This window comes from Tritonibacter litoralis (assembly GCF_009496005.1).
Taxonomy (GTDB): Bacteria; Pseudomonadota; Alphaproteobacteria; order Rhodobacterales; family Rhodobacteraceae; genus Epibacterium; species Epibacterium litoralis.
Genome location: NZ_WIBF01000020.1, coordinates 1 through 23,410, shown reverse-complemented (window position 1 = coordinate 23,410; position 23,410 = coordinate 1). Strand labels below are relative to the sequence as shown.

The following is a 23,410-nucleotide window of genomic DNA, read 5'->3' as shown; positions in this document are numbered from 1 at the left end:
TTCCAAAACGAGCCAGGAATGGGCGGATCAGACATCTTGAGAACTTTAGTTGCTATAGACTTTTGGTTGTTATCCATTCAGATGAATGCGCGAGGTCTGATTTTTGGGCCGACTTTTCGCTGTTCCAGAACATGCGCCACCCATCCGACAGACCGCCCAATTGCAAACAGGGCGCAGGACGCGCCCTTTGATAGATTCAGTCTCCGCTCCATACAAGCCAAAGCGAAGGTGACATTGGGGTGCGCGCCTGTCTGCTGCAGGACCATGTCTGCTTTCTTTTGCCAGTCCTCAGGGGCCGGGCATTCTTTCAGCAGGTCCAAGGCACGGATATCGCCCTGTGGGTAAAGCCGGTGCTCAAAACCCGGCGGCACGGATTGTTCAGGCGTTTTCAGCCTGGGTTCATCCGGGCTGTCGAGCCACGCGGCACACAGGTCTGGCATACGCCCATGCCGCGGCCCGGAGAATGCTGCGATTCCGGCCAGAAGTGACGCGGCCAGATTGGCGCCGGTCGATGCCGCGACACGAGCGGCGTAGCACGACGGATTTAACTCGTGGTCGGCACACAGAATCAAGGCTCTGCGAATGATATCCTGTTCGGAAGGTTTGGCCCCAAGGCCGCGCGCGACCTGCGTGTGAACAGGCTCATCCTTACGTGCGGCAACGCCTGAACCCGCAGCGATGACCTGATTGATAAGCCTTGCGCCGCGGCGCGGACCATCCCGTCCCGACGTTTTAGCAGCCTCTTTTACCAGAGCCATCATGATCGTGTCCAGGGGGTGGCTACTGGGCGTATGGGTCGGATGCGCGCTGCTCCGGTCGAAATCCAGACCCGTACCGGTCAACAACGACGTGACGGTTTCAAAGCTTTCCGTCCCCGCAAGCGTTGTTGCATCCCGTTTGCGATAATACAGCCTCCCGTCGCGGATTTGCGACACCGCAGATCGCAAGATGGGCTCGCCCCACTCTATCGTTGAGCGCGCGATCTCTGACCGTGTTCGAGGCCGCTTCTTGCGTGCGACAAGTGCGTCAACGTCGTGCGCGTCATAGCGGCTGCGCCGGGCATCGTCCGGGTCCGGATAGGTGCGAACCAGCCCCCGGCTTACATATGCATAGAGCGTCGCGGCAGATATCCCGGCTGTGGCACAGGCCTCTTTGGCAGAGACCAGCTCCGATGGTTTGAGAGAAGGCTTTGGCTGTTTTTTCATATTGATTGTATTGATCAAGATTTTTCCGAATTCAAGATTGCACTATGCACAGACAGCATTAAGGAGATACTGTTTGTTCAACACGATCGAAGCAGATTTACGCAGGTTCGACAGCACAGGACAGACACGTCCTGCGCCCAGGATCATCGGGATTGGAGGCTATACCTCTGACATCCCCGTCAGCACACTTGCCATCGCATCCGCATCCGCAGCTGTGTCAGCGCTGCAGAGCCTCTGCGCATCGGAGCTGGGACATATTCCAGACGCCACGGTGGATGCGGCAGCAATTGATCACTGGTGCAAGGGCAGCGTCCAACCGGCGAATTGGTCGATGCAGCCCCAGTGGGACCGCTTTTCAAGGGACTACAGGACAGAAAATGGCTGGATCAGGCTTCACACAAATGCCGAACACCACCGGGATGCCGCCCTCTCGGTTCTTGGCAGGCCGACGACGCCTGATGAAGTAGAACGTGAAATCACACGCTGGGACAGTGAAAGCCTTGAAGCCGCGATCGTCGAGGCCGGCGGCTGTGCCGCCCAACTGCGACTGACCCGCGCGTGGCACACGCACCCACAGGGTCGGGCGCTGAGTTTGGAGCCGATTGTTGCTTGGGATGAAGCGCCGTCGCACCCGTGCCGGTGGAATCTGACGTCTTCTCAAAGGCCAATGTCAGGGTTGCGGGTGCTTGACGCGACACGTGTTCTGGCGGGGCCCGTCGCCACACGTTTTCTGGCGTCGCTGGGCGCGGATGTCCTGCGTATCGACCCGCCAGATTGGAACGAAGACGGCAATGCCATCGAAATGACGGTTGGTAAAACCTGCGCGGGTTTGGATTTGCGCGACAAACAAGACCGCGCCACTTTTCGCAGATTGATTCAAACCGCTGATGTCTTAGTTCACGGCTATCGCGCGGATGCGTTGGAAAAACTGGGGTTCGGTGTCGACGCCTGTCGCGCCCTGAACCCGGGTCTGATCACGGTTTGTCTGAACGCATACGGCTGGACCGGACCCTGGACCAATCGTCGTGGCTTCGACAGCCTTGTTCAGCGCAGCACCGGCCTTGCAGAAGTACGCGACAACGGTGTTGTGGCCTTGCCCTACCAAGTGCTTGATCACGCGACCGGATATTTGATGGCCGCCACAGCCTTGCATGCGCTGCGCTATCAGCGGGAACACGGCAAAACCCTGTCCGCACGGTTGTCTCTGGCGCGTCAGGCGAAGCTGCTTCTGGATCACCGTGGCGACAGGGCGACGCAATGCGCCCCATTCGAGGCCACACAGCATAGACGCTACCAGGAGGATCTTGAGCAGACGGATTGGGGACCTGTTCGCCGGTTGCGCCCGGCCTACATGATCGCCGGAATTGATTCAGGTTGGGACAGGCCCGCCCACCACTTGCGCTCTGATGTGCCCGCCTGGCGCCCTAAAGTCGAGGAATGATATGAGGACATCTATACCGGCATCGTTCTATCGTGGCGGCACGTCGAAAGCCGTCTTATTTAACCACGATGACCTGCCAAGAGACCAAGCCCGCTGGGACGCTATTTTTTGCCACATCATGGGATCGCCCGATGCCTTTGGCCGCCAGTTGGACGGCATGGGGGGCGGAGTATCCTCGCTTTCCAAAGTCGCTGTCGTCGCCAAGTCCAGCTTGCCAGGCGTCGATCTGGACTACACCTTCGTGCAAATCGCGGTGGAGCAACCATTGGCAGACTATGGCGCAATGTGCGGAAACATCGCTTCGGCGATTGGCCCCTTCGCGGTGTCGTCCGGAATTATTGGGCTGCCCGACGGGCCCGCGAACCTGACCATTCGCAACACGAACACAGACAAGCTTTTTCGCGCCAATTTCAAACTGACGAACGGACAGGTGGTCGAATGTGGCAACGCGGCGATTGCTGGTGTTTCGGGAACTGGCGCAGAGGTGGCCTTGACCTTTTTGAATCCAGCCGGCGCGCGTACGGGGCATTTGCTGCCGACCCATCAAGAGATGAACAATCTGGCGTTGCCCTCTGGCGAAACACTTCCAGCGTCTTTGGTGGATGTCACCAACCCGGTTGTTTTTGTCCGGGCGGCAGATCTTGGAATGACGGGGTACGAACATCCCGATGCGCTCGAGGCTGATGCCGTTTTGATGGAGAAGCTAGAGACCATCCGGCAAGTAGGTGCCGTGGCCATGGGCCTAGCGGCGAACACTGCGGAAACCGCTGCAGCAAACCCAAAGGTCGCCATGGTGGCACCCGCAGCCGAATTCCAGTCTCTCGACCATACAACACACGGGCGTGCCGACTATGATGTTTCGGTCCGGATGGCTTCCATGGGGCGCGTGCACCGCGCGGTTACATTGACGGCCGGTATGTGTTTGGCAACCTCCTGTGTAATGCAAGGTACCGTCGCGCCGTTGGTGAATACACGACACGTCAGGATTGGACATCCTTCAGGCATTTTGCCCGTCTCGGTCGACTTCAACACCAAAAGCGCCACACCCGAGATACATTCTGTAACCTGCTACAGGACGCAGCGTTGTCTGATGATCGGGCAAGTACCCATTCCTGCACACCTATTGGACTCTCATCATGAATGACATACTGACTACCGACCTGCACGATGCCCATACCGACCAACTGTCGGTCTGCACATTGCCCTTTCAGAATTTCGGAGGACGCCTGTCATTTTCAGGCCCGATTAGAACAGTCGTGACGATGGAGGACACCAAACTGGCGCAGCAACTGCTCAGAACGCCGGGGGATGGCGCTGTGATCGTGCTGGATGGGGGCGGTTCCACGCGGACTGCAATGTTGGGGGACGTGAATGCCGAAATCCTGAGGCAAAACAACTGGGCCGGTATCGTCATAAATGGCGTTGTTCGTGATAGCGCCGAGTTGCGCGGTATCGATATTGGCATCAAAGCATTGGGTGTCACGCCTATTCGCAGCGCAAAGGCGGGGATCGGCGCCATCGATGTCCCGGTTTCGTTTGGAAACGTGCTTTTTCGACCGGGACAGTATATTTACTGCGATCAAGATGGCGTCCTGATCGGAGAGGTGCCCTTGCATTCGCCCTTAGGCAAGATCCTCCTATGACTGAGAACCGTTCCGATCTGCAATTCTCACGGACCCTGCCGCACAGGCTTGGCCACGTCTCAGTTGGTCAAGAAACGGAGCATGTTCTCCGAGCTGGAAATGCTCACTGGCACACCATCGGGGTTGTCCTTGAAACCAGGTTCGCTAAATAGTGCCATGATCTTTCCGTCGTCGGCGTAAAGGGAGTACCGCCAACTGCGGTCTCCCATGCCTTGTGCGTCCCGCCTTACGCACATACCCATCTTTGCGGCGAAGTCTGCATTGCCATCAGGGAGCATTTGAACCTGATCCACTTTCAGCGATTTGGCCCACTGGAACATGACAAAGGCATCGTTCACTGCAGTACAGTATACGGCATCCACTCCGAGTTCGCGATACTTCACAAAGTCACGTTCGTAGCCTGGTAGATGGCTGTTTGAGCAAGCTGGCGTGAATGCTCCAGGTACCGCGACCAATATGATCCTTCGCCCAGCGAAAATGTCGTCGGTTGTCAGATCTTTCCACGCAAAAGGGTTAGCCTCTATTCCAGCTGCTACTCGGACACGGGTGTGAAAAGTAACTTGGGGCAAGGTCTTTGCGGGCATTTGTCTTTCCGATGTTTTGGATTGTTGTACTGGCAAATACTTTATGTCATGGACCCTTTGGCAAAAAGGACATACAATCATCACTTATGGACAATCACCCTATATCTATCGACTTTCTGCTGTATGATGGTGTGAATATCCTCGAAGTGGCTGGCCCAGCACAGGTTTTCACAACCGCCAACGAAGTGTCGGGCCCCCGTTATAAGCTGTCGTTCCTATCGGGAGATGGCGCACCAATCACGACAACCTGTGGCTTGGTCCTGCAGGTCAACGGGCCTGTACTGACAAAACCGTCTTCACACGACCTGCTGGTTCCCGGCGGGCGTGGGGTGGATGCAGCGCTAGCTTCAAGACAAATTGGGCATGCGATTGAGCAATGGCATGCGCAGACGGCCAATGAACGTCTTATTGCCGTTTGTTCCGGCGCTCTTTTGGTGGCTGCTTGCGGGCTGCTTGATGGGCGCGTTGCGACAACGCATTGGTGCAGGCAGTCTCAAGCAAAGGCGCAATTTCCAGCGGTAGCTTGGGAAGAGGATAGCTTGTTTTGCATCGATGGGCGTTATTGTTCATCCGCTGGCGTCAGTGCCGGAATTGACCTCGCACTCGAACTGGTACGACGCGATTGTGGCGGAGCAACGGCTCTTGCTGTGGCTCGTCATCTGGTCATGCATGTTAAACGTGACGGCGGGCAAAGTCAGTTTTCGGACCTTCTTGTTGCCCAATTGGCGAACGACACAGCCCTGGAAGGCCTGGTGACAACCCTGCTGCAAAACCCCAGAGCTAATTGGACGTTAGAGCAGATGGCTGAACACGCAGGGCTAACCCCCAGAACCCTGTCCAGGCGATTTCAAAAGGAAATGTCTACCACCCCTCACAAGTTTCTGGAGCGTCTGCGCATCAAGATTGCATCAGACGTGCTAAGCAGCGGCGGCAGCACCGGCAAAGCGATCGAAGTTTCTGGTTTTACGGATTTTCAGAACATGCAGCGCGCTTTCAAGAGACAGCTTGGGACGACCGTTGGTACGTACAGACAGCGCTTTGGCGTCGCAGAGTAATCGCGCATAGCGCCATTTTTTCATTCCAAACCAAAGCGTTACCTTAAATCAGTGCTCAATTTGTCCCAAAGTGCCGAAGCGACTGGGCCTGGCGCAGCGTCCCGGCGGCGCATCATGTAGATCTCTGATCGACGCGGTGAGAAGCCCTCAACATCAAGTGTTGCGAGCGCCCCTGACTCAATGTCTGCGCTCACCAGATGCTCAGGCATACCCCCCCATCCCTGACCTGAAAGCAGCACTTGCCGTTTTGCCATGAAATCAGACACCGTCCACTTGCGCCCGCCAGGAAGTAGATCACGGCTTTGATCAGCATCGGGCCCACCTGTACCGGCGACAACGATCTGCGGGATCGACTGCATTGCCGAAACCGGTTGAACACCGGTGCCAAGTTTTTGTGCAAAACAGGGCGATGCGACAGGGCGGATCGTGACCTCGGCCAGTCGAACCGCCTCGACCTGATCAACCGGAACGCCGTCCAGAGTTGCAATTGTTAAATCAGAATTTCCTTCCATAAGTCGCGCGATTGGCCCACCCATCACCTCGGTCGAGAGCCGGATGTGCGTGGCAGGGTAAGCCGCGCCGATTTGTTCCAGTGCCGGAAGTACATGCTCTAGTGGCAATGTTGCTGTTACGGCTATGCGTAGCTCAGCTTCTTCTCGGGCCCGTAATCGCGCCGCAGTTGCCTGCAGCGCCTGCATTTGACCAATGACTCGTGATGCTTCGCGGAAGAATACTTCACCCTCGGCGGTCAATGTAGGGCGGTAGTTTTCACGCGAGAACAAGATCAAGCCCAGCTCATCTTCGAGTTGGCTAATAGAATGGCTAACCGCACTTTGTGATTTGTTGAGCCGTTCTGCAGCTTGGCGGAACGTGCCTGTCAGCACAATGGCTTCGAAGGCACGTAGCTGGTCATATTTCATATGATCTATTTTCCTGATCATTATCGTGAGAACACAATATTATTATTAGGTCATAAGGCGCGCTAAAAAAAGACATCAAAGCAAATGGAGCGCTGACACATGAAACTCTATTACAAAGCCGGGGCTTGTCCTCTCGCCAGTCATATCGCCCTGTACGAAGCTGAGGTTGAGTTTGACATCGAGGCAGTCGACACGGACCTTGGTCAGACGGAAACGGGCGATGACTATTTGAAGATCAACCCCAGGGGTTATGTACCCGCCCTTCGCTTGGACGACGGCGCAATTCTGACCGAAGGGGCAGCAGTTCTGCAATACATCGCAGATGCCTATCCGCAGGCGGGCCTGGCCCCGGCGTCCGGCAGCTTCGAGCGGTCGCGTCTTCACGAGGCATTGAACTGGGTGGCTACTGAGCTGCACAAAGCGTTCAACCCACTGTTTCGGGCATCGGCAACTGAGGCCGAAAAAGAGGCGGCACGCTTGGCGGTTGCCGGACGGTTCGATCAGGCTGAAGAAATGCTGTCAGACGGCCGTGTGTGGCTGGTGGCAGATCACTTCTCAGTGGCGGATGCGTATTTCTTTGCCGTGGCGAACTGGGCAAATTTCACAGGGATCGCCTTGTCGAATTGGCCGAATGTCTCGGCTTTGGTTGATCGGGTGGCGTCGCGGCCGTCAGCACAGAAGGCGTTGAAAGCAGAAGGGCTTTTGCAATGACACCGACTGATCACGCCGCAGTCGTCGCGCTGATGAAGACCTATTTCGAAGGTCTTCATCAGGCGGACAGCGCAATATTGCGCGGTATTTTTCACCCTCAGCTTGCTTATGTCTGTGCCACAGAGGGAGACGAATTGTACCTCGACCTAGAGACATACATGGCGCGCGTGGATGGTCGTGAACCACCTGCGAAGCGTGGCGATGCACGAGATGAAGCGATTTTGGAGATCGCTTTCGGTAGCGACAGGATCGCCCGCGTCACGGCTCGAATGAGCATGATGGGTCGCGACTACCTCGATTTTCTAACCCTGGTTCGGCACAACGGCAATTGGCGCATTGTGACCAAGGCCTTCACTTATCTACCTCGAAAGGACTGATACATGCCCTATGTGAACATCAAAGTTACGCGCGAAGGTGGTCCCGAGGGGCTGGGTCCGTCTGCACAAGAGAAGGCCCAGCTAATCGCTGGTGTAACCCAGCTCCTGCAAGACGTGCTTGGCAAGAACCCGGCAACAACCGTGGTGGTGATCGACGAAGTGTCGCTGGACGACTGGGGCATCGGCGGCCTGCCGGTGGAAGAATACCGAGAGCAACAATGAGGACCCGTCTGACAGAACGGTTCCGGCTGGACTTGCCTGTGATACAGGCGCCAATGGCCTTTGTGGCCGGCGGCGCGCTGGCGCGGGCGGTCTCCGGTTCCGGCGGGTTGGGGCTAATCGGCGGAGGCTATGGTGATCCGGAGTGGATCGAAGCGCAGTTCGAAGAAGCCGGAAATACGCCGGTGGGCTGTGGCTTTATTTCATTTGCACTCGAACAGAACCCGGGTCTGTTTGAGCAGGTCCTTGCTCGCAAGCCTGTGGCGATGTTTCTGTCTTTCGCGGATCCAGCGCCATTTCTGGAACCGTTGCGACAAGCCGAGGTTCCGATCATTTGCCAAGTTCAAACCCTGCGTGATGCCTGTCATGCGATTGACCTTGGGGTCGACGTTGTTGTTGCGCAGGGCGGGGATGCGGGAGGCCATGGCCAGAGCCGGGGCAGTATGGCTTTTGTTCCTGAAGTCGCCGATGAGATCTCCCGACGCGGCAGCTCTGCCATCCTTTGTGCCGCGGGCGGGATCGCCGACGGGCGTGGTCTGGTGAGTGCTTTAGCACTGGGAGCGGACGGCGTTGTTATGGGAACCCGGTTTTGGGCGGCGAACGAAGCACTGGTTGATCCGCGCTTGCGCGTTCCCACCCTGTCACGCAGCGGCGATGACACAGTACGCACCAAGGTCGTGGATATCATTCGTGGTATTTCCTGGCCCGAGCGTTATACCGGCCGGGTGTTGAAAACCGATTTCGTGGAGCGCTGGGGCCACAACCTGGAGGGGCTAAACGACGATCTAGAAGATCAAAAAGCCCAGTGGCAAGCCGGTGTCGATGCCGCGGACAGCAGTGTTGTGGCCCCATTCGTCGGAGAAGCGATTGGCCTGACCCGCGATCATCTACCAGCCTCCGAGATCATGCTTCGTCTGCAAAGAGAGACAAAGGAAGTTTTAGCGGGGCTTGCCGTGTATGGGTAACACTGTTGCGACACATCTTTGCAGATGGCCCCGACACGTGCTTCGCACGACGTTAGTCTAGCGAGCCCCTAGGAAAGGTCTGTTGATGGAAAACTCAGTTTCTTGCGGCCAAAGATTGCGCGAAATTTAGATGCAGAAGCAGCAGTTCCGAAGGTCACCTGGAGTGTTGGCGCGCACCGAGCAAAAGACTGATCTGGCTTCCTATCGGTTAGAAAGATCGGCCGCTGGTCGTTTTTTCAACGGGACGAGCCCGCAATCTCTGAATTCAAAGGATGGATCAATGACAATCTTTGAGGCGGCAGACGCGGCCCTTCTGCCTGGTTTCACCCGCCAAACGATCGAGATCGACGGCCAACGGGTCATGACTCTAAGCTCGGGGCAGGGGCCAGCGATTTTAATGTTGCACGGCGATCCGCAAACACATTTGTGTTGGCACCACATTGCTCCAGAGCTTTCGAAACACTTTACGGTCGTTCTCACGGATATTCGAGGCCGCGGAGAGACCCACAAACCACCCTATGGCGCCCGGACCAATGCCTATTCTAAACGTGCCATGGCGAACGAACAGTTGGCCGTCATGCGCGCCCTAGGGCATTCAAAATTCGCAATCGTCGCGCATGACAGAGGCGCGCGCGTGGCGCGGCGGCTGACATTGGATCACCCTGAAGTGGTAACTCATCTTGTGGTCATGGACATCGTCCCGGCGTTAGACTTCTATGAAGCTTCAAATGCCGAGATCGCGCAGGACTACTTCTACTTCTCGTTTCTCACGCAGGACCACCCAGTGCCCGAGCGCCTTATTGCAGGTGATCCTCAGGGGTTTGTGCGTCTAATTCTGGACGGCTTGTCTGACCAAGCAGTGCCCTATGATCCGATGGCGAAGGCTGTCTACCTTAGTGCTGGTGCCGAGCCAGAAGCCGTCACTGCCATGTGCGAATGTTTTCGAGCAGGTTACCATATCGACAGGTTGCACGATTTGAAAGATAGGCAAGATGGCAACAGGTTAAGCTGCCCAACATTGGTCATGTGGGGTGAGAAAGGTGTCGTTGGAAAACACTTCAACGTCGAACAGATCTGGAGTGACTGGTGTGTGAAACCGAGCTTTGCACCAATGCCTTGCGGTCACTTCATACCCGAAGAGGCGCCAGTCGCAGCGTTGGCGTCGATCACGGCTTTTCTGAACGGAAACATAGTATGAATAATCCGTTGAAATTGGATCATATTACAGTTGTTGCGAGGAACTTGGAGGAAGGTTGCGCTTATATCAAGGACCAACTCGGAATAGAAATGCCGGAAGGCGGCGCGCACCTTCAAATGGGAACCCACAACAAACTTTTGTCACTGGGTGACGACGTATTCCTGGAACTGATCGCGGTTGACCCGACTGTGAAATCGCCGGACCGGCGTAGGTGGTTCAATCTGGATGACTTTAAGGGTGATCCGAAGTTGGCAACCTGGGTACTGGCAACAGACAACATCGAGGAGACGTCGAGACTGGCCCATCCGGCGAGTGGCCAGGCGGCAGAGATCACGCGCGGCGCACTGAAATGGCTTATCTCAGTCCCTGAAACCGGCGCAATGCCGCTGGACGGAGCCTTTCCCACGTTCATTGAGTGGCCGAAGGGGCCGCATCCCGCGTCAGGAATGGCAGACTTGGGATGCCGACTGGTCTCTTTGACTGTTGAACACCCAGAAGCAGAAGAGATTCTTAGCCTGATCGGTCAAAAAATCGATTGCGGTGTTACAAGGATTCTATGCAGTAGTGAAATCAAGATCACAGCGGTCATTCAGACCCATGGAGGTTTGAAAACACTCACCTGACTCGAAGGCTCTCACTTTATCACAGGTAGGTCGCATCACTCGCCAGACCCGAACCCTATCGAACAAGCTTTCTCGAAGCGCGACGTTTGCATCACCGAAAGCACGCCGCATAATCAAATTACTGCAAGAGCATCGATGCGCGATCAGTCATAACCTGTTCCAGGTGTTCGAAATATTCAACCCCGTGAACCTCACGCACCGACGCCCGGTCATTCAACGCTTCTTCCCATGCGCGCAGCTGCGGTAAGTCAGACAAAAGGTCGATCCCGTGTTTCTCACGAAGGTATTTGGTGCGCACCAAGAGAGGGGAATAGGCAGCGTCAATAAGTGCGAAATCTTTGCCGTTAAAGAATGGTTGGTTTGAATGCGCCTTTTCAACGTTTTGCAGTCCCGCGATCAGTGTTGACTTATGTGTTTCAAAATCGGCTTGTGTTGCAGACATGAGCATCATGAATTGCGCCACAAGCATCTTTGCCGCGTATTCTGTCCATGCGCGGTTCACCGCGCGATCCGCGGCCGCCTCTGGATGTAAACTGCCTTCGCTGACCTCATCGAGGAATTCAGAAATGACGGAAGATTCAAAGATGAAGTGTTTACCTGTGTCGAGTGCTGGGACTGTGCCGGTCGGAGAACGTTCGAGAAACCATGCTGGCTTGTTCTCAAGGTCAATAAGCTGAACTTCAAGTTTGATGTTTTTCTCTAAGACAACAATGCGGGCACGGCCCACAAATGGGCAAATGGGAAAACTGATCAAAACACTGCTTGCAGGGAACGCCTCAACTTTACTGGGCATAGAGTTTATCCTTTTACGGGAATGTTAGGAAACAAAGGGACGGGTCCGATGGCCCGGCTTTGGCTGTTCTAAGGCGTTTATTTTGCGTCATGAAATATGATGCCGAGTGTATGTCGCTGTCCGCTTTTGAGCCTGCTTACACCATGCCGCATGTTGACCCGGTAGTCGCGCTTTGAGCCTGCCACAGGACGGTTACGGACAGCGAACACAACGGCATCCCCTTGGTTCAAGGAAACAACTTCTGTGCGGCTCTGCATACGGGGCCTTTGCTCTGTCAAAACGAATTCGCCACCTGTGAAGTCCTGCTCAGGGCGGGACAATAGAACAGCCATTTGCAACGGGAATAACAGGTCTCCGTAGACGTCCTGATGCAGGCAGTTGAAGTCGTCTTTGACATATTGCAGAAGGAGCGGCGTTGGGCGTTCCTGACCCGCGGTGTGACACAGCGCTATGTAGTCGGAATGATTGACGGGAAACCGTGGCTCCAAGCCCATACGTTCGTTCCATCCATTGGCGACAGGAACCAGTTTCGGGTAGATTTGCTCGCGTAGTGTCGTGACCAGATCGGGCAGCGGATAAGAAAAATACTTGTATTCGCCTTTGCCAAAACCGTGGCGGGCCATGTGAATGTGGCTGCGGAATGGATCGTTCTTCGGGTATAGGCGCGAAATCTCTACGCATTGCTCCGGCGAGAGCAATCCTTTGATTGTCGCACAACCGAAAGCGTTCAGGTCGGTCGCAAGATCAGAATTCGAAATGTCGTCGATACGATGCTCCAACTGTTGAGATGTACTCATTTCGATCACCGGGCCTTCCGTTCAGCGTCCAGAATGGCGCGCTTTCGCTCTACTCCCCAGCGATACCCCGACAAACCGCCGTCAGACCGCACAACACGGTGGCAGGGGATCGCGAGCGCGATGTTATTTGCTCCGCAAGCCTGTGCGACGGCTCGGAATGATTTCGGTGCCCCGATTTTCTCGGCAATCTCACTGTAACTGGCAGTCGTGCCAATCGGGATATCACGCAGCGCGTCCCAGACGCGTTGCTGAAAGGCGGTCCCCTGAATATCGAGCGGCAGATTGAAGCCATATTTTGGGTCATCCACAAACTGGATGACATGGGCGATCAGCATCTCATAGTCGGGATCATTGCCGATCAGATCAGCTTGGGGAAACCTGGTCTGCAAGTCATCCAGAACCATCTCGGGGGTATCGCCCAACAGCATGGCGCAGACGCCCTTGGCACTGCTCGCAATCAGAACTGATCCAAGGGAACATTCGCCAATTGCAAACAGAATTCTTACGCCTTTTCCTCCTTGTCGCAGGCGCTTGGGTGTCATCCCAAGCGCCTGCGTCGCGGCTTCATAGAAACGGCTGCTGGATGTGTAGCCGGCATCGTAGATCGCGGTTGTGATGGACCCTTCGCCTGACCCCACAATTTCGCGAAACCGGTTCATGCGATGAGCCTGCGCGTAAGCCTTGGGCGTCAACCCCATTGCAGACTTGAACGTGCGCTGAAAGTGAAACGGACTAAGCCCGCTCTGGCGCGCAAGATCATCTAAGCGTGGCTCAGCAACAGCCGTTTCAATTGTCCGGCAAGCGTTTAAAATAATGGAAGTTGTTTGTTCCTGCAAAGATTGTTGATTGGGCCGACAGCGCAAGCAAGCGCGAAACCCATCCGCTTCAGCCAGTGCACATGAGGCGTAAAACGCAGCATTCTGACGTTTGGGACGTCGAGAAGGGCAGTTCGGTCGGCAGTAGATACCAGTTGTTTTCACGGCATAGAAAAATGGCGGGTTTGGGTTCTGTTCTCGTTCAAGAACAGCCTGCCATAGTACATCGGTTGGTTTCATTGCGACGTTCATTGTGCAGCCCTTTCTGTCACTCATTTGTTTGGGCCAAGCCCGCTTTCACCAAAGCTGAAACGGGCCACCAAGCAGCCCGTTTCTTGCGCAATCCCTGCGATTAGACCTTATTAATTGAATTTCCGCCGTCGACGATCATGGCAGTGCCTGTGACAAAGGTGGAAGCGTCAGACGCAAGGAACATCGCAGCTTGTGCGATCTCGTTGGGCTCTGCCACACGTTTCAGCGCGTGAAGAGATTCGAAAAAGGCCTTTTGCTCAGGCGCTTCTAACGCGCCGCTGGTCATCGGTGTTTCGGTTGCACCCGGAAGCAGCGCATTTGCGCGAATTCCATCGGCTCCATGCTCCGTCGCCAACACTTGTGTCAGACCCACCAGACCTGCTTTGCTTGCGCCATAGGCACCCATTCCAGGGAACCCAGCGGTGTGCCCAACAAAGCTAGAAGTAAAGATGACCGACCCACCGCCATTGCGTTTCATCGCCGGTATTTGGTGTTTGGACGCATAAAATGCACTCGTGAGATTGGTTTTCATCACCGCATCCCAGTTCGCCGCATCCATGTCCGGAACCGGAATCTGATCTCCCATTATCCCCGCATTGTTGAACGCGGCATCCAGATTTCCATAGGTGTTTTCAGCCAATTCGACGAGAGCCTTGTTGTAGTCTTCGTCACTCACGTCACCAGCCAAACAAGTGGCGTTGCCGTTGCTTTGATTGATCTGCCCCACAAGTGCTGACAGTTCTTTCTCACGACGCGCGCCAAGCACCAGCTTAGCACCTTCTTTCGCAAACATCAGTGCCGCCGCCGCGCCGATACCACTGCTCGCACCTGTAATTATAACCGTTTTATCTTTGAGTTGCATCGTAAGTCTCCTGATTTGATGTCTGGAGACTGAATGCAACGAAGGTGCCTGCCGAAATATCCGGTTCTTGTGGTCGAAGCAGATTCCTTAGGTCGAACCGAAAATTTTTACACGTTTGGCTGTCGAATTTTTCGAAAGGTAAGATTGATCCGGGGCGACATGACCTTTTTTGTCTTGGGCACAGAGTGCAGCCAGTGCGTCTGTGTCGTGCCCTTCATTGTCAAAAGACTGCCATGTTCCAGAATTTGCGAGACGGTTGCTTTGGTCTGTTTATGCTTAAATGCAAATTTGCGCTCCGCTCCAAAACTCATCGACCCGATGGTTCCGTTCCTCACAAGGTCCTTTTCGGCGTCGCTGTGCCACGCCATCCCCTCGCTGCCGTCGCGATAGAGGTTCAACAAACAGGAATTGAACGTCTCGCCGCAGGCCGTTTCAACGATGCTCTTAAGGTCCCGCAACATGGGCGACCATGGCAGTGCTGTCTTTGTGGTGTTCGAGTACGTGTAGGAAAACGCTTCATCGGCATACCAAGCAACTTGGCGTTTGGTTGTGATCCGCTTCCCGAAAATAACGGCCTCATCATGTCGCCATTCAATGTCGTTTAGGAGCAGCTCAAAGTAGTTATCGGCGTCTGCATGGCTCAATATGGGACCGTGGTATTCAACCACACCATCTTCCGGAAGGAGGTTTCTTCGTGGATCATCCGTCCGTGTAAACAAGTCCATCATGGCTAATATTCCGCTAAAATTTATTGGTTCGCAGCATGGAGCCACTCATACATTGCCCGGAATTAATATCTGTTTCTTGCTGTTAAAGCTGATTTTCAGAAACCGGCGATCACAATGCAAAACCTCATAGGGGATAGCGCAACAAGAGACATTCCTTCTCCACGCAGCATCGGTAGAAATGGGCTCAGAGCATGCGTAATTGGGCTGCCCTCTATTCTGAGGTTGAGCTCCCGATAGGATCACAGGATATCTGTGAACAAGAGAGATAGAAGATGGAATACTTTGCTGGAATAGACGTATCGCTACGATCCTGTGCGCTTTGCATTGTCGATGGTAAGGGAACCGTACTGCTTGAGCGAGAGCTACCATGCGAGGTCCGCGCCATCACTGAGTGGCTTGGAACGTTTCCCCATCCGATTGAACGGGTCGGTTTTGAAGCGGGCACGATGAGCCAACATCTGTTTTTTGGCTTGAAGGCAGCCGGTTTTGACGTCGTTTGTATGGAGGCGCATCAGGTCAATGCGGCGCTGTCGGCGATGCGCAACAAGACAGACAAGAATGATGCGCGTGGCATCGCTCAGGTCCTCCGCACCGGTTGGTTCCGCCCGGTTCACATGAAGAGCCGCGAAGCGCATGGCGTTCGCGCTTTGCTCAGCACACGCAAGGCACTGCTCAAGAAGACGGTGGACCTCGCCAATGAAGTACGTGGGCTATTAAAGATCTTTGGCATTCGTCTTCCCATGACTGTGAAGCACGGCAGCTTTGACGGTGTCGTACGGCCACTGATCGAAATGGACGAAGTTTTGGTTCATGCTTTGGTGCCGCTGCTAGATGCACGCGTCGTCCTGTATGAACATTTTTTGGAACTGGATCGCAGGGTCAAACGCGCCGCCAGCCAAGATGAGGTGTGCATGCGAATGATGACGGTTCCAGGTGTCGGGCCGATTGCCTCGCTCACCTTCAAAGCTGCAGTCGATGATCCCACGCGCTTCAAACGGTCACGGATTGTTGGTGCGCATTTTGGTCTGACACCGCGACGCTATCAGTCTGGCGAACATGACAATCCCGGCCGCATATCGAAAGCTGGAGATCGAGATGTCCGCGCAACACTGTACGCTGCCGCCAACGCTTTGCTTATGCGCACGATGGCGGGGTCCCAGATCAAATCATGGGGCATGCGACTGATGCGGACCAAAGGACGCCGTCGCGCTGTTGTTGCGGTCGCACGGAAACTCGCCGTCTTGCTGCATCGCATGTGGGTTGATGGCACGGAATTTCGTCAGGATCAGGTAGGAGGCGAGGCATGACTTAATACGCAACCCATCCCATCCTAACGGGGTCGTCCCTCACCGGACGAGGTCTGTGGAAGAAGCCGAAAAAGTCGGTTGCGCAAGTTGAAGCGCGTCTCAGAGCAAGGTTCTCCACTGCCGATCCGACATATGCGTGCAGCGATGCCACCAAAGAGCATCATCTAGACTGCGAAGAGAAGCGTGACCCGGATGAGCGACACTGACCCAAAAGAATGAAGGAAAACGAGCTTGACCCCAACACCCAATTAGAGAAGCTGACTTGCGGCGGTGCGGCGGTGCGGCGGTGCGGCGGTGCGGCAGAGGAGGCGCAGCGAAGTCGTCACCGCTCAGCGGCACCCGATGGCCGCTCACAGCCCAAAGCCGACCTTGGACAGGCGGACGGGATGCTGCAGTTGCAGCCCGCATAGCTGCCATTCTTCTGATAGCCCCTCAATCAGGAGATTGTGGGGTTACTGGCCTCACACCATTCCCTGATGGTTCTCGTCAGTGATGACAGCGCAAAGCCCCGGCTCATGCGGGTATCAAGAGATGCAAAGTGTTCGATGAACTTCACAGCGTCTTCCCCCAAAGTCGTAAACTCAAATCGACCGCTGGAATACTCATCATCTGGATCAAATGATACACAGATGACCGCGATGCGGACTTAGCGACCATTGGCTGTAGTCAAACCAATGGCCGCTTCTGATCAAAAAGCCTCTTGCCGTCACCCTAGATCAATATGCAGGTGAGGTTTGCCATCACTTGTGTTTTCGAGTGACTGCCCTTTGGGACCGACCGTGCCGTGAATACGTTTGCGCCAATTGGAAAATCGGTCAGACGTGACCACGTCAACGGCCTCGTCCAAGTCCAGCTTTAATTGGAACCATCCGGGTTTGACCATCGAAATGGAAATCACCGTTGCCTCAATCGGTTGGGACAAGTAGGTGCCCTTAACCTTTTCACCGACGGCCCAACCGTTGGGCTGCCTGTTTCCGATGGCTGTGCACATCGTGTTCCAATCGCGGAACCCGTGTTGATGGGCGATGAGCTCAAGAGACTTGGCGTGGCCAATCGGCGTACCATCTTCAGTCATTTTTTTGCGTAGGCGTTTCGCTTGTTCCTTTGCCTGGGCTGTTGAAGGAAGTTGGTTGTTCATGACACCTCTCCTGTGCCGCCGTGGAAAATGCCCCATTTCAATCCGGTCTTTTGCGCGGTGTGCCCGAGCACGCATGCGGTGATCCCCAACATGATCACTTCAGCCATTGGACCAGCGTACCAGATGCCGATCTCACCAAATAAGACAGGCATCAAAAACGTTAAGGGGATCGCGACGGCATATGGTTTGGTCAAACTGAGCAATGCAGCTTTGCCTGCCAGCCCAATTGCTTGAAAGTAAGCCGCAATCATCATCAGCGGCCCAACCAGAAAGAAGACCGAGGTCATAACAGGCAAAATGCGCTCAACCTCCGCAATGATGGCCATGTCATCCACAAACGCGCTTGCAATCTGGCCAGGCGCGCTCATCACCATGGCTTGCACAACCGCGCAGTAGATAAAGGCCAACCAAAGCGCAACACGCAGGCTTGCATCCGACCTATGCCAGAGTTCAGCACCGTAATTGTTACCCGTGATCGTCTGCATTGCGAACGATAGCCCCAGAAGTGGTAAGAAAGCGAAAGTGATGACCCGAGTGATTATTCCGTATGCGGTAATCGTATCGGCATAGCCCGGTTGCCCCACCCATTGCAGCGCAGTAATGATCGCCGAAGAACCGAGCGCAAGCCCAATGAAATTCAGGCTTTGGGGCGCTCCTAGCGCGAAGATCCGCGCCCAATTTCCGAATAGAGAATTTGTTATCAATGTGGATGGCTTTAGCGATGTCTTGCCCACAAAGCGGAACGCGAAAATGATCGCAAAGGCAAGCGCTTGTGCCGCGGTCGTCCCATAGGCTGACCCAGCAACGCCCATGTCCAACAGGGCGATAAGCACATAGTTGAACGCGATGTTTGCAATCGACACCAGCAGGCTCATCGCGGCCATGAAGCCGACGCGCCCTTCGTTGCGCAATGCATCAGAATTAACCGACAAAACGAACAACAACGGCGAGAAGAGCACAGTGATCTGCAAATAGACCAGTCCCATCTGCGCCAATGTCTCGGACCCTCCGGCCGCCAATAGTGCAACGGGTTGACCAAAGAAGATAAACAACAGAATCAGGACTGCGCCTAATGCGACGGCCAAGCCGTGCGCGCCTGCAAAGGTGGTTCTGGCCTCATCAGTGTCGCCTGCGCCAAGGGACCGCGCCAAGAGGCTCGACATGCCATTTGCGACAAGCGTGGAAAGCGCTACGATCAACATATAGATCGGGAACATCAGGGTCACGCCGGCCAGTGCATCCGGCCCAACATAGTTGTCCAGAAACAGTGCATCTGCCACGGACAGTAGCCCGTTCATGCCCATCACGAAAATGATCGGGAGCGCGGTTTTCATGTAAATGGAGCTTAGTGGCCCATCGGTAAATGTATTGGTGGGGGTATCTGCCATATCCCATATCTCTCTAACCAAATCACGCAGTGTAAGATGGGATCCGCATTGCCATCCGCGCGATATGCGGAAAGAAGTAGATAGAGATGTACGTCGCAGAACTTAACCAAGACAAATGTCAGCGGAAGGCAGGCGTCTACAGCCTATCTGCCCACTAAACAGAGATCATCTCGCAGTCAAGTGGTCAGTAATACCGGCGCGCCCTGAGCCGCCGTTTGTACGCCGTGCAGCATCTTGGGCTAACCGGATGACCGCGTTGTGGGACCATTCCGTCATTGAACCAACTGCGGTCTTGTTCCCGGGCTTCGAATGCTCGCTGCACATTTCCTGCACGAAAAAAAACTGAGATCTGAGGAACAAGCTCAGATCGGCTGCAACTTTGACAGTCATTCCTTCCCCGTAAGAAACCCGAACCAAGGAGGGATGGATGAGCAATCAGTTGGTGATCAGAGAGGTGCCGGACAGCATCAGGTTGGATGCGTGGTGGTTGGGGGCGGAGACAAATGCTTCAGATACGCCACGACCACCGCCTGTTGTTCCAGGCAAACAGATTAGATCCAGGAGCCCTAGTGTCCTTCCGGTTCTTTTGGTGCTTGTGCTTATCGCCGACCTGCTGTTCTGGGGCCATGGCTTGGGGGTCTCAATCGCAATTTTTGCGCTTGCAGTGTCTGCTGCCATTCTCGGACTGAGAACGAAGGTTGTGGCCCGTAGACAGTGGCTATTTTGGGCTGTCTTTGAGATATTCTGCAATCTGCCGGTCATTGAATTCATCCAGCCTTTGTCGCTGATGTTTACCTTCTTCGGGTTGGCGGCAATCGCCGTTTGGGCCGCACATGGTCGTATTGTGCAGTGGTGGCACGCTCTTTGGTTCATGCTCCGCGCATCAACGGTTGGAGCCGTGGTTTTGCCTGTGTCCGTCGCACAGGAGGCTCGGGGAATGCGACCGGGAGCCGAATTCAAACGCCATGCGAGGGCATTAATCCTACCCGCTGCCGTCGGACTTGTTTTTCTTGCGTTGCTGATGGCGGCCAACCCGATCCTTGAACAGCTCATCGAGGGTTTGGCGTCTCTTGAATTCTTGACCCCGGATCAGATCATCAGAGCCATTTTCTGGTTTCTCGTGGCCTCTTTCGTTTGGCCCTATCTCAATCTGAACGGCGCATGGGTCGGGCAGGTTCCACCGGTGTTCAAGTTCGAAAGCAAAGGTTCATCGACAGTCGGAAGTGTCTTCAATGCGGACTCTGTTCGGAATTCTCTGTTCCTATTCAACGCCATGTTCTTGGTGCAAACGGTTCTGGATGTTGGGGTTCTGTCAGGCGGTACGACGCTACCAGATGGCGTGACCTACGCCCAATACGCCCATCGCGGAGCTTACCCATTGGCAGCGACGGCCTTGCTGGCTGGTTTGTTTGCAATCGCGTCGCACAAATTGATCAGTCACAGCAAAATACTTCGAGGATTGCTCTACCTCTGGCTGGCACAAACGATGTTCTTAGTTCTCACCGCCGTGTTTCGGCTGAGCCTCTATGTCGATACCTACTCGTTGACCTACCTTAGGGTGAGAGCCTTGATCTGGATGGGGTTGGTGTTTGTTGGGCTGGTTCTGACCTTGGTAAAGATTGGTAGAGACTTGAACGTTGGATGGCTGATCAGATCCAATTTGATCTCGCTCGGTGTGACCCTGTACACCTGCTGTTTCGTGAATTTCGCCTACGTCATCGCGGACTATAATCACAGTCGTTGGGCCGACAGTGGCCGATTTGATGTGAGTTATTTGTGCCGATTGGGCGAACAGGCCTTACCTGTGATCCTCGAGATGGAACGACTGGACAACAACACGACGTGTGGCGATTATCTTCGACCCCGTTTGGACCATATTTCGGACTGGCAAGAATGGGGCTTTCGCAGATGGCGGTTGCATGTCTATCTTGGCAGCCGAAGCAACGAGCCCAGATTGTAATGCCGTCCAAGGTCCTTGTCGTCGATGACGATCCAAATATCCGCGAAGTGATTGCTTTTGCCTTGCAAAAGGCTGGTTATACGGTGGAGTTCTCAGTCGATGGATCATCCGGTCTGCAACACGCAAGACAGAACGCGTTTGACCTGATCGTTTTGGATATTGGCCTCCCAGAAATGGATGGTTTGGAAGTCTGCAGAGAGTTCAGAAAATCGTCTGATGTCCCGATACTTTTTTTGACTGCAAGAGACGAAGAGATCGATCGCGTGCTGGGGCTAGAGATTGGTGGCGATGACTATGTGACCAAGCCGTTCAGCCCAAGGGAGCTTGTTGCGCGGATCAAGGCGATCTTGAAGCGCACGAAGGGTCAGCAGGTCAAGATCAAAGAACGCCAGCCTCTTCGGCATGGCAAGGTGGAGTTAGACACGGCACGCCATTTTTGCGCATTCGATGGGCGAAGTGTTGCGCTCACGGCGTCAGAGTTCGCTCTCCTTGAGCATATGCTGGAGCGACCGCAGGTTGTGCTGTCACGGCAGTCACTCATTGACGCTATTTACGGCCCCAACATACATGTGTCGGACCGAACAGTGGACAGCCACATTCGCAACATTCGCCGCAAACTCGCTGAGGCCGGTTGCGCGGAAAGCATCGCCACTGTTCATGGCGTCGGCCTTCGGATGGGATCGTGTCAGTAGGGCCGAGGCGAAAATGGCGGCCTCGGCTATGGGTGGTGGTCGTCGTCGTGTTGGGGCTGGTCCTGTGCCTGCCTTTTGCAGGCTTGTTGCTCTTCAAATTTTACGCCAACCAACTTGTTCAACAAACAGAGGAAAGCCTGTTATCGCAGGCATCCATCCTTTCGGCTCTCTATGCTGACGCCTTCTCAGAGGTTTCGGGCGAGACAGAAGAACTGATTGTTCCAGACCAGTTCTCACCGATTTTCCCCGCGCTTTCGCTCAGAGACGAAACGATCTTACCCCCTAGGCCCGATGCCGTCGAAGGCCGCGTTGATCCCTCCGCAATACATAAGGCCATCGGTCCACGGTTGTCGAAAATTGCGGAAATATCTCAGACTGGCACATTAGCAGGTTACCGGTTCCTTGATCCGGCGGGCAACGTCATAGGGGGCAGTGCCGAGGTTGGCTTGTCGCTCAGCAATGTGGGCGAAGTCACCAGAGCGTTGCAGGGCGAAACGGTTTCTGTTGCCCGGGTTCGGATTCGAACAGAAAAGGAACCGCTCATCTACGACTTAAGCCGAGGTACACGTGTCCGGATATTTGTTACCATGCCGACTTTGGTCAATGGTGAGATCATTGGTGCGGTTTATGTGAGCCGGACACCAAACCACATATTCCGTTTTCTCTACGGTGAACGTTTCAACCTCGTTAAGGCTGGTCTCTTTGTGTTGCTCGCAACGGGCCTCATCGGTCTTGTGTTTTGGCGTTTCATAACGCGCCCGATCCACGCGCTCATCCGACAGACCACAGTTTCGGAGGACGGGCGGTGGAGTTGGCAATCATTCGACCATTTGGGTACAAGAGAGATCGAAAACCTAAGCAACAGTTTCCAAGCTCTAACGGCTAGGTTGCAAGCCCAGCAGGATTCATTGCGGTCCTACACAGCCCATGTGACCCACGAACTTAAGTCCCCCTTAACTGCTGCAAAAGGGGCTGCAGAATTGCTCCGAGACAAGGACATGTCCGATAAGGTGCGGAGCAAGTTCCTCGACAATATCGACCGCGATATCGACCGCATGGAAGCCCTGCTGAACAACATGAGAGCCTTCGCCATTTCGGATCAGGTCTTGGGTGGGGGGCATGTCAAATTGGCTGAAGTCATCGACGAGGTCAGGCGGATCGCTACAGGTCTGGAAGTTGAAATCGGTCGGGACGACTGTGAAGTCCCTCTGAATAAAGAGGCGTTGATGATTGTCCTGACACACCTTGTAGAGAACGCAGCGCAACACTCGGCCACTCAGGTAAAGTTAGAGTGCGTCAAAGACGCTGGTGTGGTGAAACTGATCGTTGCCGACAATGGCGTTGGTATCAGCGAGGGAAACCGGGACAAGATATTCACGCCGTTCTTTACCACTAGACGCGAAACTGGCGGAACTGGGATGGGATTGAATACAGCGAAGTCGATTGTCGAAACACTGGGTGGGACCATAGAACTCATGAATAGTGAAACAGGTGCGATCTTTCACACGACGTTTGACTAAAAAGCTCAGCCGCTGCGCAGTCAGGTTACGCGTCCTGCTATCGTTTTTGGAACCGCGAGTGTTCCATGCGACCAATTGAAATGAAGCATCTCTGCATCGCGCTCGATGACAGGGCGGATCATCGATCAGAAGCGGCCTTGTGGACCTGTCCCGCTTTTGTGCCGCCCCCAGTGCTCGTTTAGGCCACTTTTCGCTCGAAGGCGACGGGGCTTTTCCA

General features: G+C 54.7%; 24 protein-coding genes. 14 read left to right on the top strand and 10 right to left on the bottom strand.

Annotated features, from left to right (window positions below):
* Positions 1–77: 77 nt before the first annotated feature.
* On the bottom strand, positions 78–1,223 hold the full coding sequence (locus GFB49_RS19680; RefSeq protein ID WP_194269425.1) for a citrate synthase: 1,146 nt from the start codon (positions 1,221–1,223) through the stop codon (positions 78–80).
* A gap of 55 nt (positions 1,224–1,278) precedes the next feature.
* On the opposite strand from GFB49_RS19680, the gene GFB49_RS19675 reads away from it, so the two are divergent.
* Genes GFB49_RS19675 through rraA form a run of 3 tightly spaced genes read left to right on the top strand, consistent with a single transcriptional unit; the run spans position 1,279 to position 4,289 of the window.
* The gene (locus GFB49_RS19675; protein WP_153217830.1) at positions 1,279–2,646 is read left to right on the top strand and encodes a CoA transferase; all 1,368 of its coding nucleotides are present in this window, start codon (positions 1,279–1,281) and stop codon (positions 2,644–2,646) included.
* Positions 2,612–3,790, top strand: coding sequence for a PrpF domain-containing protein (locus GFB49_RS19670; protein ID WP_153217828.1), 1,179 nt, complete (start codon positions 2,612–2,614; stop codon positions 3,788–3,790). Before GFB49_RS19675 ends, GFB49_RS19670 begins: the two co-directional genes overlap by 35 nt.
* Positions 3,783–4,289, top strand: coding sequence for a ribonuclease E activity regulator RraA (gene rraA / locus GFB49_RS19665; protein ID WP_153217826.1), 507 nt, complete (start codon positions 3,783–3,785; stop codon positions 4,287–4,289). Before GFB49_RS19670 ends, rraA begins: the two co-directional genes overlap by 8 nt.
* Positions 4,290–4,348: 59 nt before the next feature.
* On the opposite strand, the gene GFB49_RS19660 is transcribed toward rraA, so the two are convergent.
* On the bottom strand, positions 4,349–4,873 hold the full coding sequence (locus tag GFB49_RS19660) for a peroxiredoxin (protein ID WP_153217825.1): 525 nt from the start codon (positions 4,871–4,873) through the stop codon (positions 4,349–4,351).
* Positions 4,874–4,884: 11 nt separating this feature from the next.
* On the opposite strand from GFB49_RS19660, the gene GFB49_RS19655 reads away from it, so the two are divergent.
* Positions 4,885–5,928, top strand: coding sequence for a GlxA family transcriptional regulator (locus tag GFB49_RS19655; RefSeq protein WP_153217823.1), 1,044 nt, complete (start codon positions 4,885–4,887; stop codon positions 5,926–5,928).
* A 38-nt stretch (positions 5,929–5,966) separates the two neighbouring features.
* On the opposite strand, the gene GFB49_RS19650 is transcribed toward GFB49_RS19655, so the two are convergent.
* Complete coding sequence (locus tag GFB49_RS19650) at positions 5,967–6,848, bottom strand: LysR family transcriptional regulator (RefSeq protein WP_153217821.1); 882 nt, start codon at positions 6,846–6,848, stop codon at positions 5,967–5,969.
* 99 nt (positions 6,849–6,947) lie between these two features.
* On the opposite strand from GFB49_RS19650, the gene gstA reads away from it, so the two are divergent.
* The 6 genes from gstA to GFB49_RS19620 all read left to right on the top strand — a co-directional run bounded on the left by gstA (position 6,948) and on the right by GFB49_RS19620 (position 10,941).
* The gene (gstA, locus tag GFB49_RS19645; protein WP_153217819.1) at positions 6,948–7,559 is read left to right on the top strand and encodes a glutathione transferase GstA; all 612 of its coding nucleotides are present in this window, start codon (positions 6,948–6,950) and stop codon (positions 7,557–7,559) included.
* On the top strand, positions 7,556–7,936 hold the full coding sequence (locus tag GFB49_RS19640; protein WP_153217818.1) for a nuclear transport factor 2 family protein: 381 nt from the start codon (positions 7,556–7,558) through the stop codon (positions 7,934–7,936). Before gstA ends, GFB49_RS19640 begins: the two co-directional genes overlap by 4 nt.
* Before the next feature lie 3 nt (positions 7,937–7,939).
* Positions 7,940–8,158 (top strand): tautomerase family protein, encoded by a 219-nt coding sequence (locus tag GFB49_RS19635; protein ID WP_153217816.1) that lies wholly within the window; start codon positions 7,940–7,942, stop codon positions 8,156–8,158.
* Entirely contained in the window at positions 8,155–9,120 is a 966-nt protein-coding gene (locus GFB49_RS19630; RefSeq protein ID WP_153217814.1) for an NAD(P)H-dependent flavin oxidoreductase, read from the top strand. The genes GFB49_RS19635 and GFB49_RS19630 overlap by 4 nt, the downstream gene beginning before the upstream one ends.
* Positions 9,121–9,400: 280 nt before the next feature.
* Positions 9,401–10,318, top strand: a complete 918-nt coding sequence (locus GFB49_RS19625; RefSeq protein WP_153217812.1) for an alpha/beta fold hydrolase — start codon at positions 9,401–9,403, stop codon at positions 10,316–10,318.
* Complete coding sequence (locus tag GFB49_RS19620) at positions 10,315–10,941, top strand: VOC family protein (protein ID WP_153217810.1); 627 nt, start codon at positions 10,315–10,317, stop codon at positions 10,939–10,941. Before GFB49_RS19625 ends, GFB49_RS19620 begins: the two co-directional genes overlap by 4 nt.
* A 118-nt stretch (positions 10,942–11,059) precedes the next feature.
* On the opposite strand, the gene GFB49_RS19615 is transcribed toward GFB49_RS19620, so the two are convergent.
* The 5 genes from GFB49_RS19615 to GFB49_RS19595 form a co-directional block, all read right to left on the bottom strand.
* Positions 11,060–11,695, bottom strand: coding sequence for a glutathione S-transferase family protein (locus GFB49_RS19615; protein WP_194269424.1), 636 nt, complete (start codon positions 11,693–11,695; stop codon positions 11,060–11,062).
* A 116-nt stretch (positions 11,696–11,811) separates the two neighbouring features.
* On the bottom strand, positions 11,812–12,531 hold the full coding sequence (locus GFB49_RS19610; protein ID WP_153217806.1) for a 2OG-Fe(II) oxygenase: 720 nt from the start codon (positions 12,529–12,531) through the stop codon (positions 11,812–11,814).
* A 5-nt stretch (positions 12,532–12,536) separates the two neighbouring features.
* Entirely contained in the window at positions 12,537–13,586 is a 1,050-nt protein-coding gene (ada, locus tag GFB49_RS19605) for a bifunctional DNA-binding transcriptional regulator/O6-methylguanine-DNA methyltransferase Ada (protein ID WP_246149830.1), read from the bottom strand.
* Between the two features lie 112 nt (positions 13,587–13,698).
* Complete coding sequence (locus GFB49_RS19600; protein ID WP_153217804.1) at positions 13,699–14,460, bottom strand: SDR family oxidoreductase; 762 nt, start codon at positions 14,458–14,460, stop codon at positions 13,699–13,701.
* A gap of 107 nt (positions 14,461–14,567) precedes the next feature.
* A complete protein-coding gene (locus GFB49_RS19595; RefSeq protein WP_214644989.1) occupies positions 14,568–15,188 on the bottom strand; it encodes an alpha-ketoglutarate-dependent dioxygenase AlkB family protein in 621 nt (206 codons plus the stop codon).
* Between the two features lie 272 nt (positions 15,189–15,460).
* Between GFB49_RS19595 and GFB49_RS19590 the strand changes: the two genes are divergently transcribed.
* On the top strand, positions 15,461–16,495 hold the full coding sequence (locus GFB49_RS19590) for an IS110 family RNA-guided transposase (RefSeq protein WP_153217802.1): 1,035 nt from the start codon (positions 15,461–15,463) through the stop codon (positions 16,493–16,495).
* Between the two features lie 706 nt (positions 16,496–17,201).
* On the opposite strand, the gene GFB49_RS19580 is transcribed toward GFB49_RS19590, so the two are convergent.
* Together GFB49_RS19580 and GFB49_RS19575 are read right to left on the bottom strand one after the other, a co-directional pair.
* Positions 17,202–17,633 (bottom strand): glyoxalase superfamily protein, encoded by a 432-nt coding sequence (locus tag GFB49_RS19580; protein ID WP_153217798.1) that lies wholly within the window; start codon positions 17,631–17,633, stop codon positions 17,202–17,204.
* The gene (locus GFB49_RS19575; RefSeq protein ID WP_153217796.1) at positions 17,630–19,021 is read right to left on the bottom strand and encodes an MATE family efflux transporter; all 1,392 of its coding nucleotides are present in this window, start codon (positions 19,019–19,021) and stop codon (positions 17,630–17,632) included. The genes GFB49_RS19580 and GFB49_RS19575 overlap by 4 nt, the downstream gene beginning before the upstream one ends.
* 427 nt (positions 19,022–19,448) lie before the next feature.
* On the opposite strand from GFB49_RS19575, the gene GFB49_RS19570 reads away from it, so the two are divergent.
* The 3 genes from GFB49_RS19570 to GFB49_RS19560 are packed head-to-tail and all read left to right on the top strand — an operon-like array spanning position 19,449 to position 23,193.
* The gene (locus GFB49_RS19570) at positions 19,449–20,981 is read left to right on the top strand and encodes a DUF4153 domain-containing protein (protein WP_153217794.1); all 1,533 of its coding nucleotides are present in this window, start codon (positions 19,449–19,451) and stop codon (positions 20,979–20,981) included.
* Positions 20,981–21,673 carry a response regulator transcription factor gene (locus tag GFB49_RS19565; RefSeq protein WP_153217859.1) on the top strand — a complete coding sequence of 231 codons (693 nt, stop codon included), beginning with the start codon at positions 20,981–20,983 and terminating at the stop codon, positions 21,671–21,673. The genes GFB49_RS19570 and GFB49_RS19565 overlap by 1 nt, the downstream gene beginning before the upstream one ends.
* A 32-nt stretch (positions 21,674–21,705) precedes the next feature.
* Positions 21,706–23,193, top strand: coding sequence for an ATP-binding protein (locus GFB49_RS19560; RefSeq protein ID WP_343032649.1), 1,488 nt, complete (start codon positions 21,706–21,708; stop codon positions 23,191–23,193).
* Positions 23,194–23,410 lie beyond the last annotated feature (217 nt).

Excerpts from the sequence above, each read along its gene's own strand:
- ada (WP_246149830.1), bottom strand. The coding sequence starts at position 13,586 with ATGAAACCAACCGATGTACTATGGCAGGCTGTTCTTGAACGAGAACAG.
- GFB49_RS19670 (WP_153217828.1), top strand. The coding sequence starts at position 2,612 with ATGTGCCCGCCTGGCGCCCTAAAGTCGAGGAATGATATGAGGACATCT.
- GFB49_RS19590 (WP_153217802.1), top strand. The coding sequence starts at position 15,461 with ATGGAATACTTTGCTGGAATAGACGTATCGCTACGATCCTGTGCGCTT.
- GFB49_RS19625 (WP_153217812.1), top strand. The coding sequence starts at position 9,401 with ATGACAATCTTTGAGGCGGCAGACGCGGCCCTTCTGCCTGGTTTCACC.
- GFB49_RS19610 (WP_153217806.1), bottom strand. The coding sequence starts at position 12,531 with ATGAGTACATCTCAACAGTTGGAGCATCGTATCGACGACATTTCGAAT.
- GFB49_RS19620 (WP_153217810.1), top strand. The coding sequence starts at position 10,315 with ATGAATAATCCGTTGAAATTGGATCATATTACAGTTGTTGCGAGGAAC.
- GFB49_RS19600 (WP_153217804.1), bottom strand. The coding sequence starts at position 14,460 with ATGCAACTCAAAGATAAAACGGTTATAATTACAGGTGCGAGCAGTGGT.
- GFB49_RS19630 (WP_153217814.1), top strand. The coding sequence starts at position 8,155 with ATGAGGACCCGTCTGACAGAACGGTTCCGGCTGGACTTGCCTGTGATA.
- gstA (WP_153217819.1), top strand. The coding sequence starts at position 6,948 with ATGAAACTCTATTACAAAGCCGGGGCTTGTCCTCTCGCCAGTCATATC.
- GFB49_RS19565 (WP_153217859.1), top strand. The coding sequence starts at position 20,981 with ATGCCGTCCAAGGTCCTTGTCGTCGATGACGATCCAAATATCCGCGAA.
- GFB49_RS19650 (WP_153217821.1), bottom strand. The coding sequence starts at position 6,848 with ATGAAATATGACCAGCTACGTGCCTTCGAAGCCATTGTGCTGACAGGC.
- GFB49_RS19570 (WP_153217794.1), top strand. The coding sequence starts at position 19,449 with ATGAGCAATCAGTTGGTGATCAGAGAGGTGCCGGACAGCATCAGGTTG.
- rraA (WP_153217826.1), top strand. The coding sequence starts at position 3,783 with ATGAATGACATACTGACTACCGACCTGCACGATGCCCATACCGACCAA.
- GFB49_RS19575 (WP_153217796.1), bottom strand. The coding sequence starts at position 19,021 with ATGGCAGATACCCCCACCAATACATTTACCGATGGGCCACTAAGCTCC.
- GFB49_RS19660 (WP_153217825.1), bottom strand. The coding sequence starts at position 4,873 with ATGCCCGCAAAGACCTTGCCCCAAGTTACTTTTCACACCCGTGTCCGA.
- GFB49_RS19655 (WP_153217823.1), top strand. The coding sequence starts at position 4,885 with ATGTTTTGGATTGTTGTACTGGCAAATACTTTATGTCATGGACCCTTT.
- GFB49_RS19640 (WP_153217818.1), top strand. The coding sequence starts at position 7,556 with ATGACACCGACTGATCACGCCGCAGTCGTCGCGCTGATGAAGACCTAT.
- GFB49_RS19635 (WP_153217816.1), top strand. The coding sequence starts at position 7,940 with ATGCCCTATGTGAACATCAAAGTTACGCGCGAAGGTGGTCCCGAGGGG.
- GFB49_RS19595 (WP_214644989.1), bottom strand. The coding sequence starts at position 15,188 with ATGATGGACTTGTTTACACGGACGGATGATCCACGAAGAAACCTCCTT.
- GFB49_RS19580 (WP_153217798.1), bottom strand. The coding sequence starts at position 17,633 with ATGAACAACCAACTTCCTTCAACAGCCCAGGCAAAGGAACAAGCGAAA.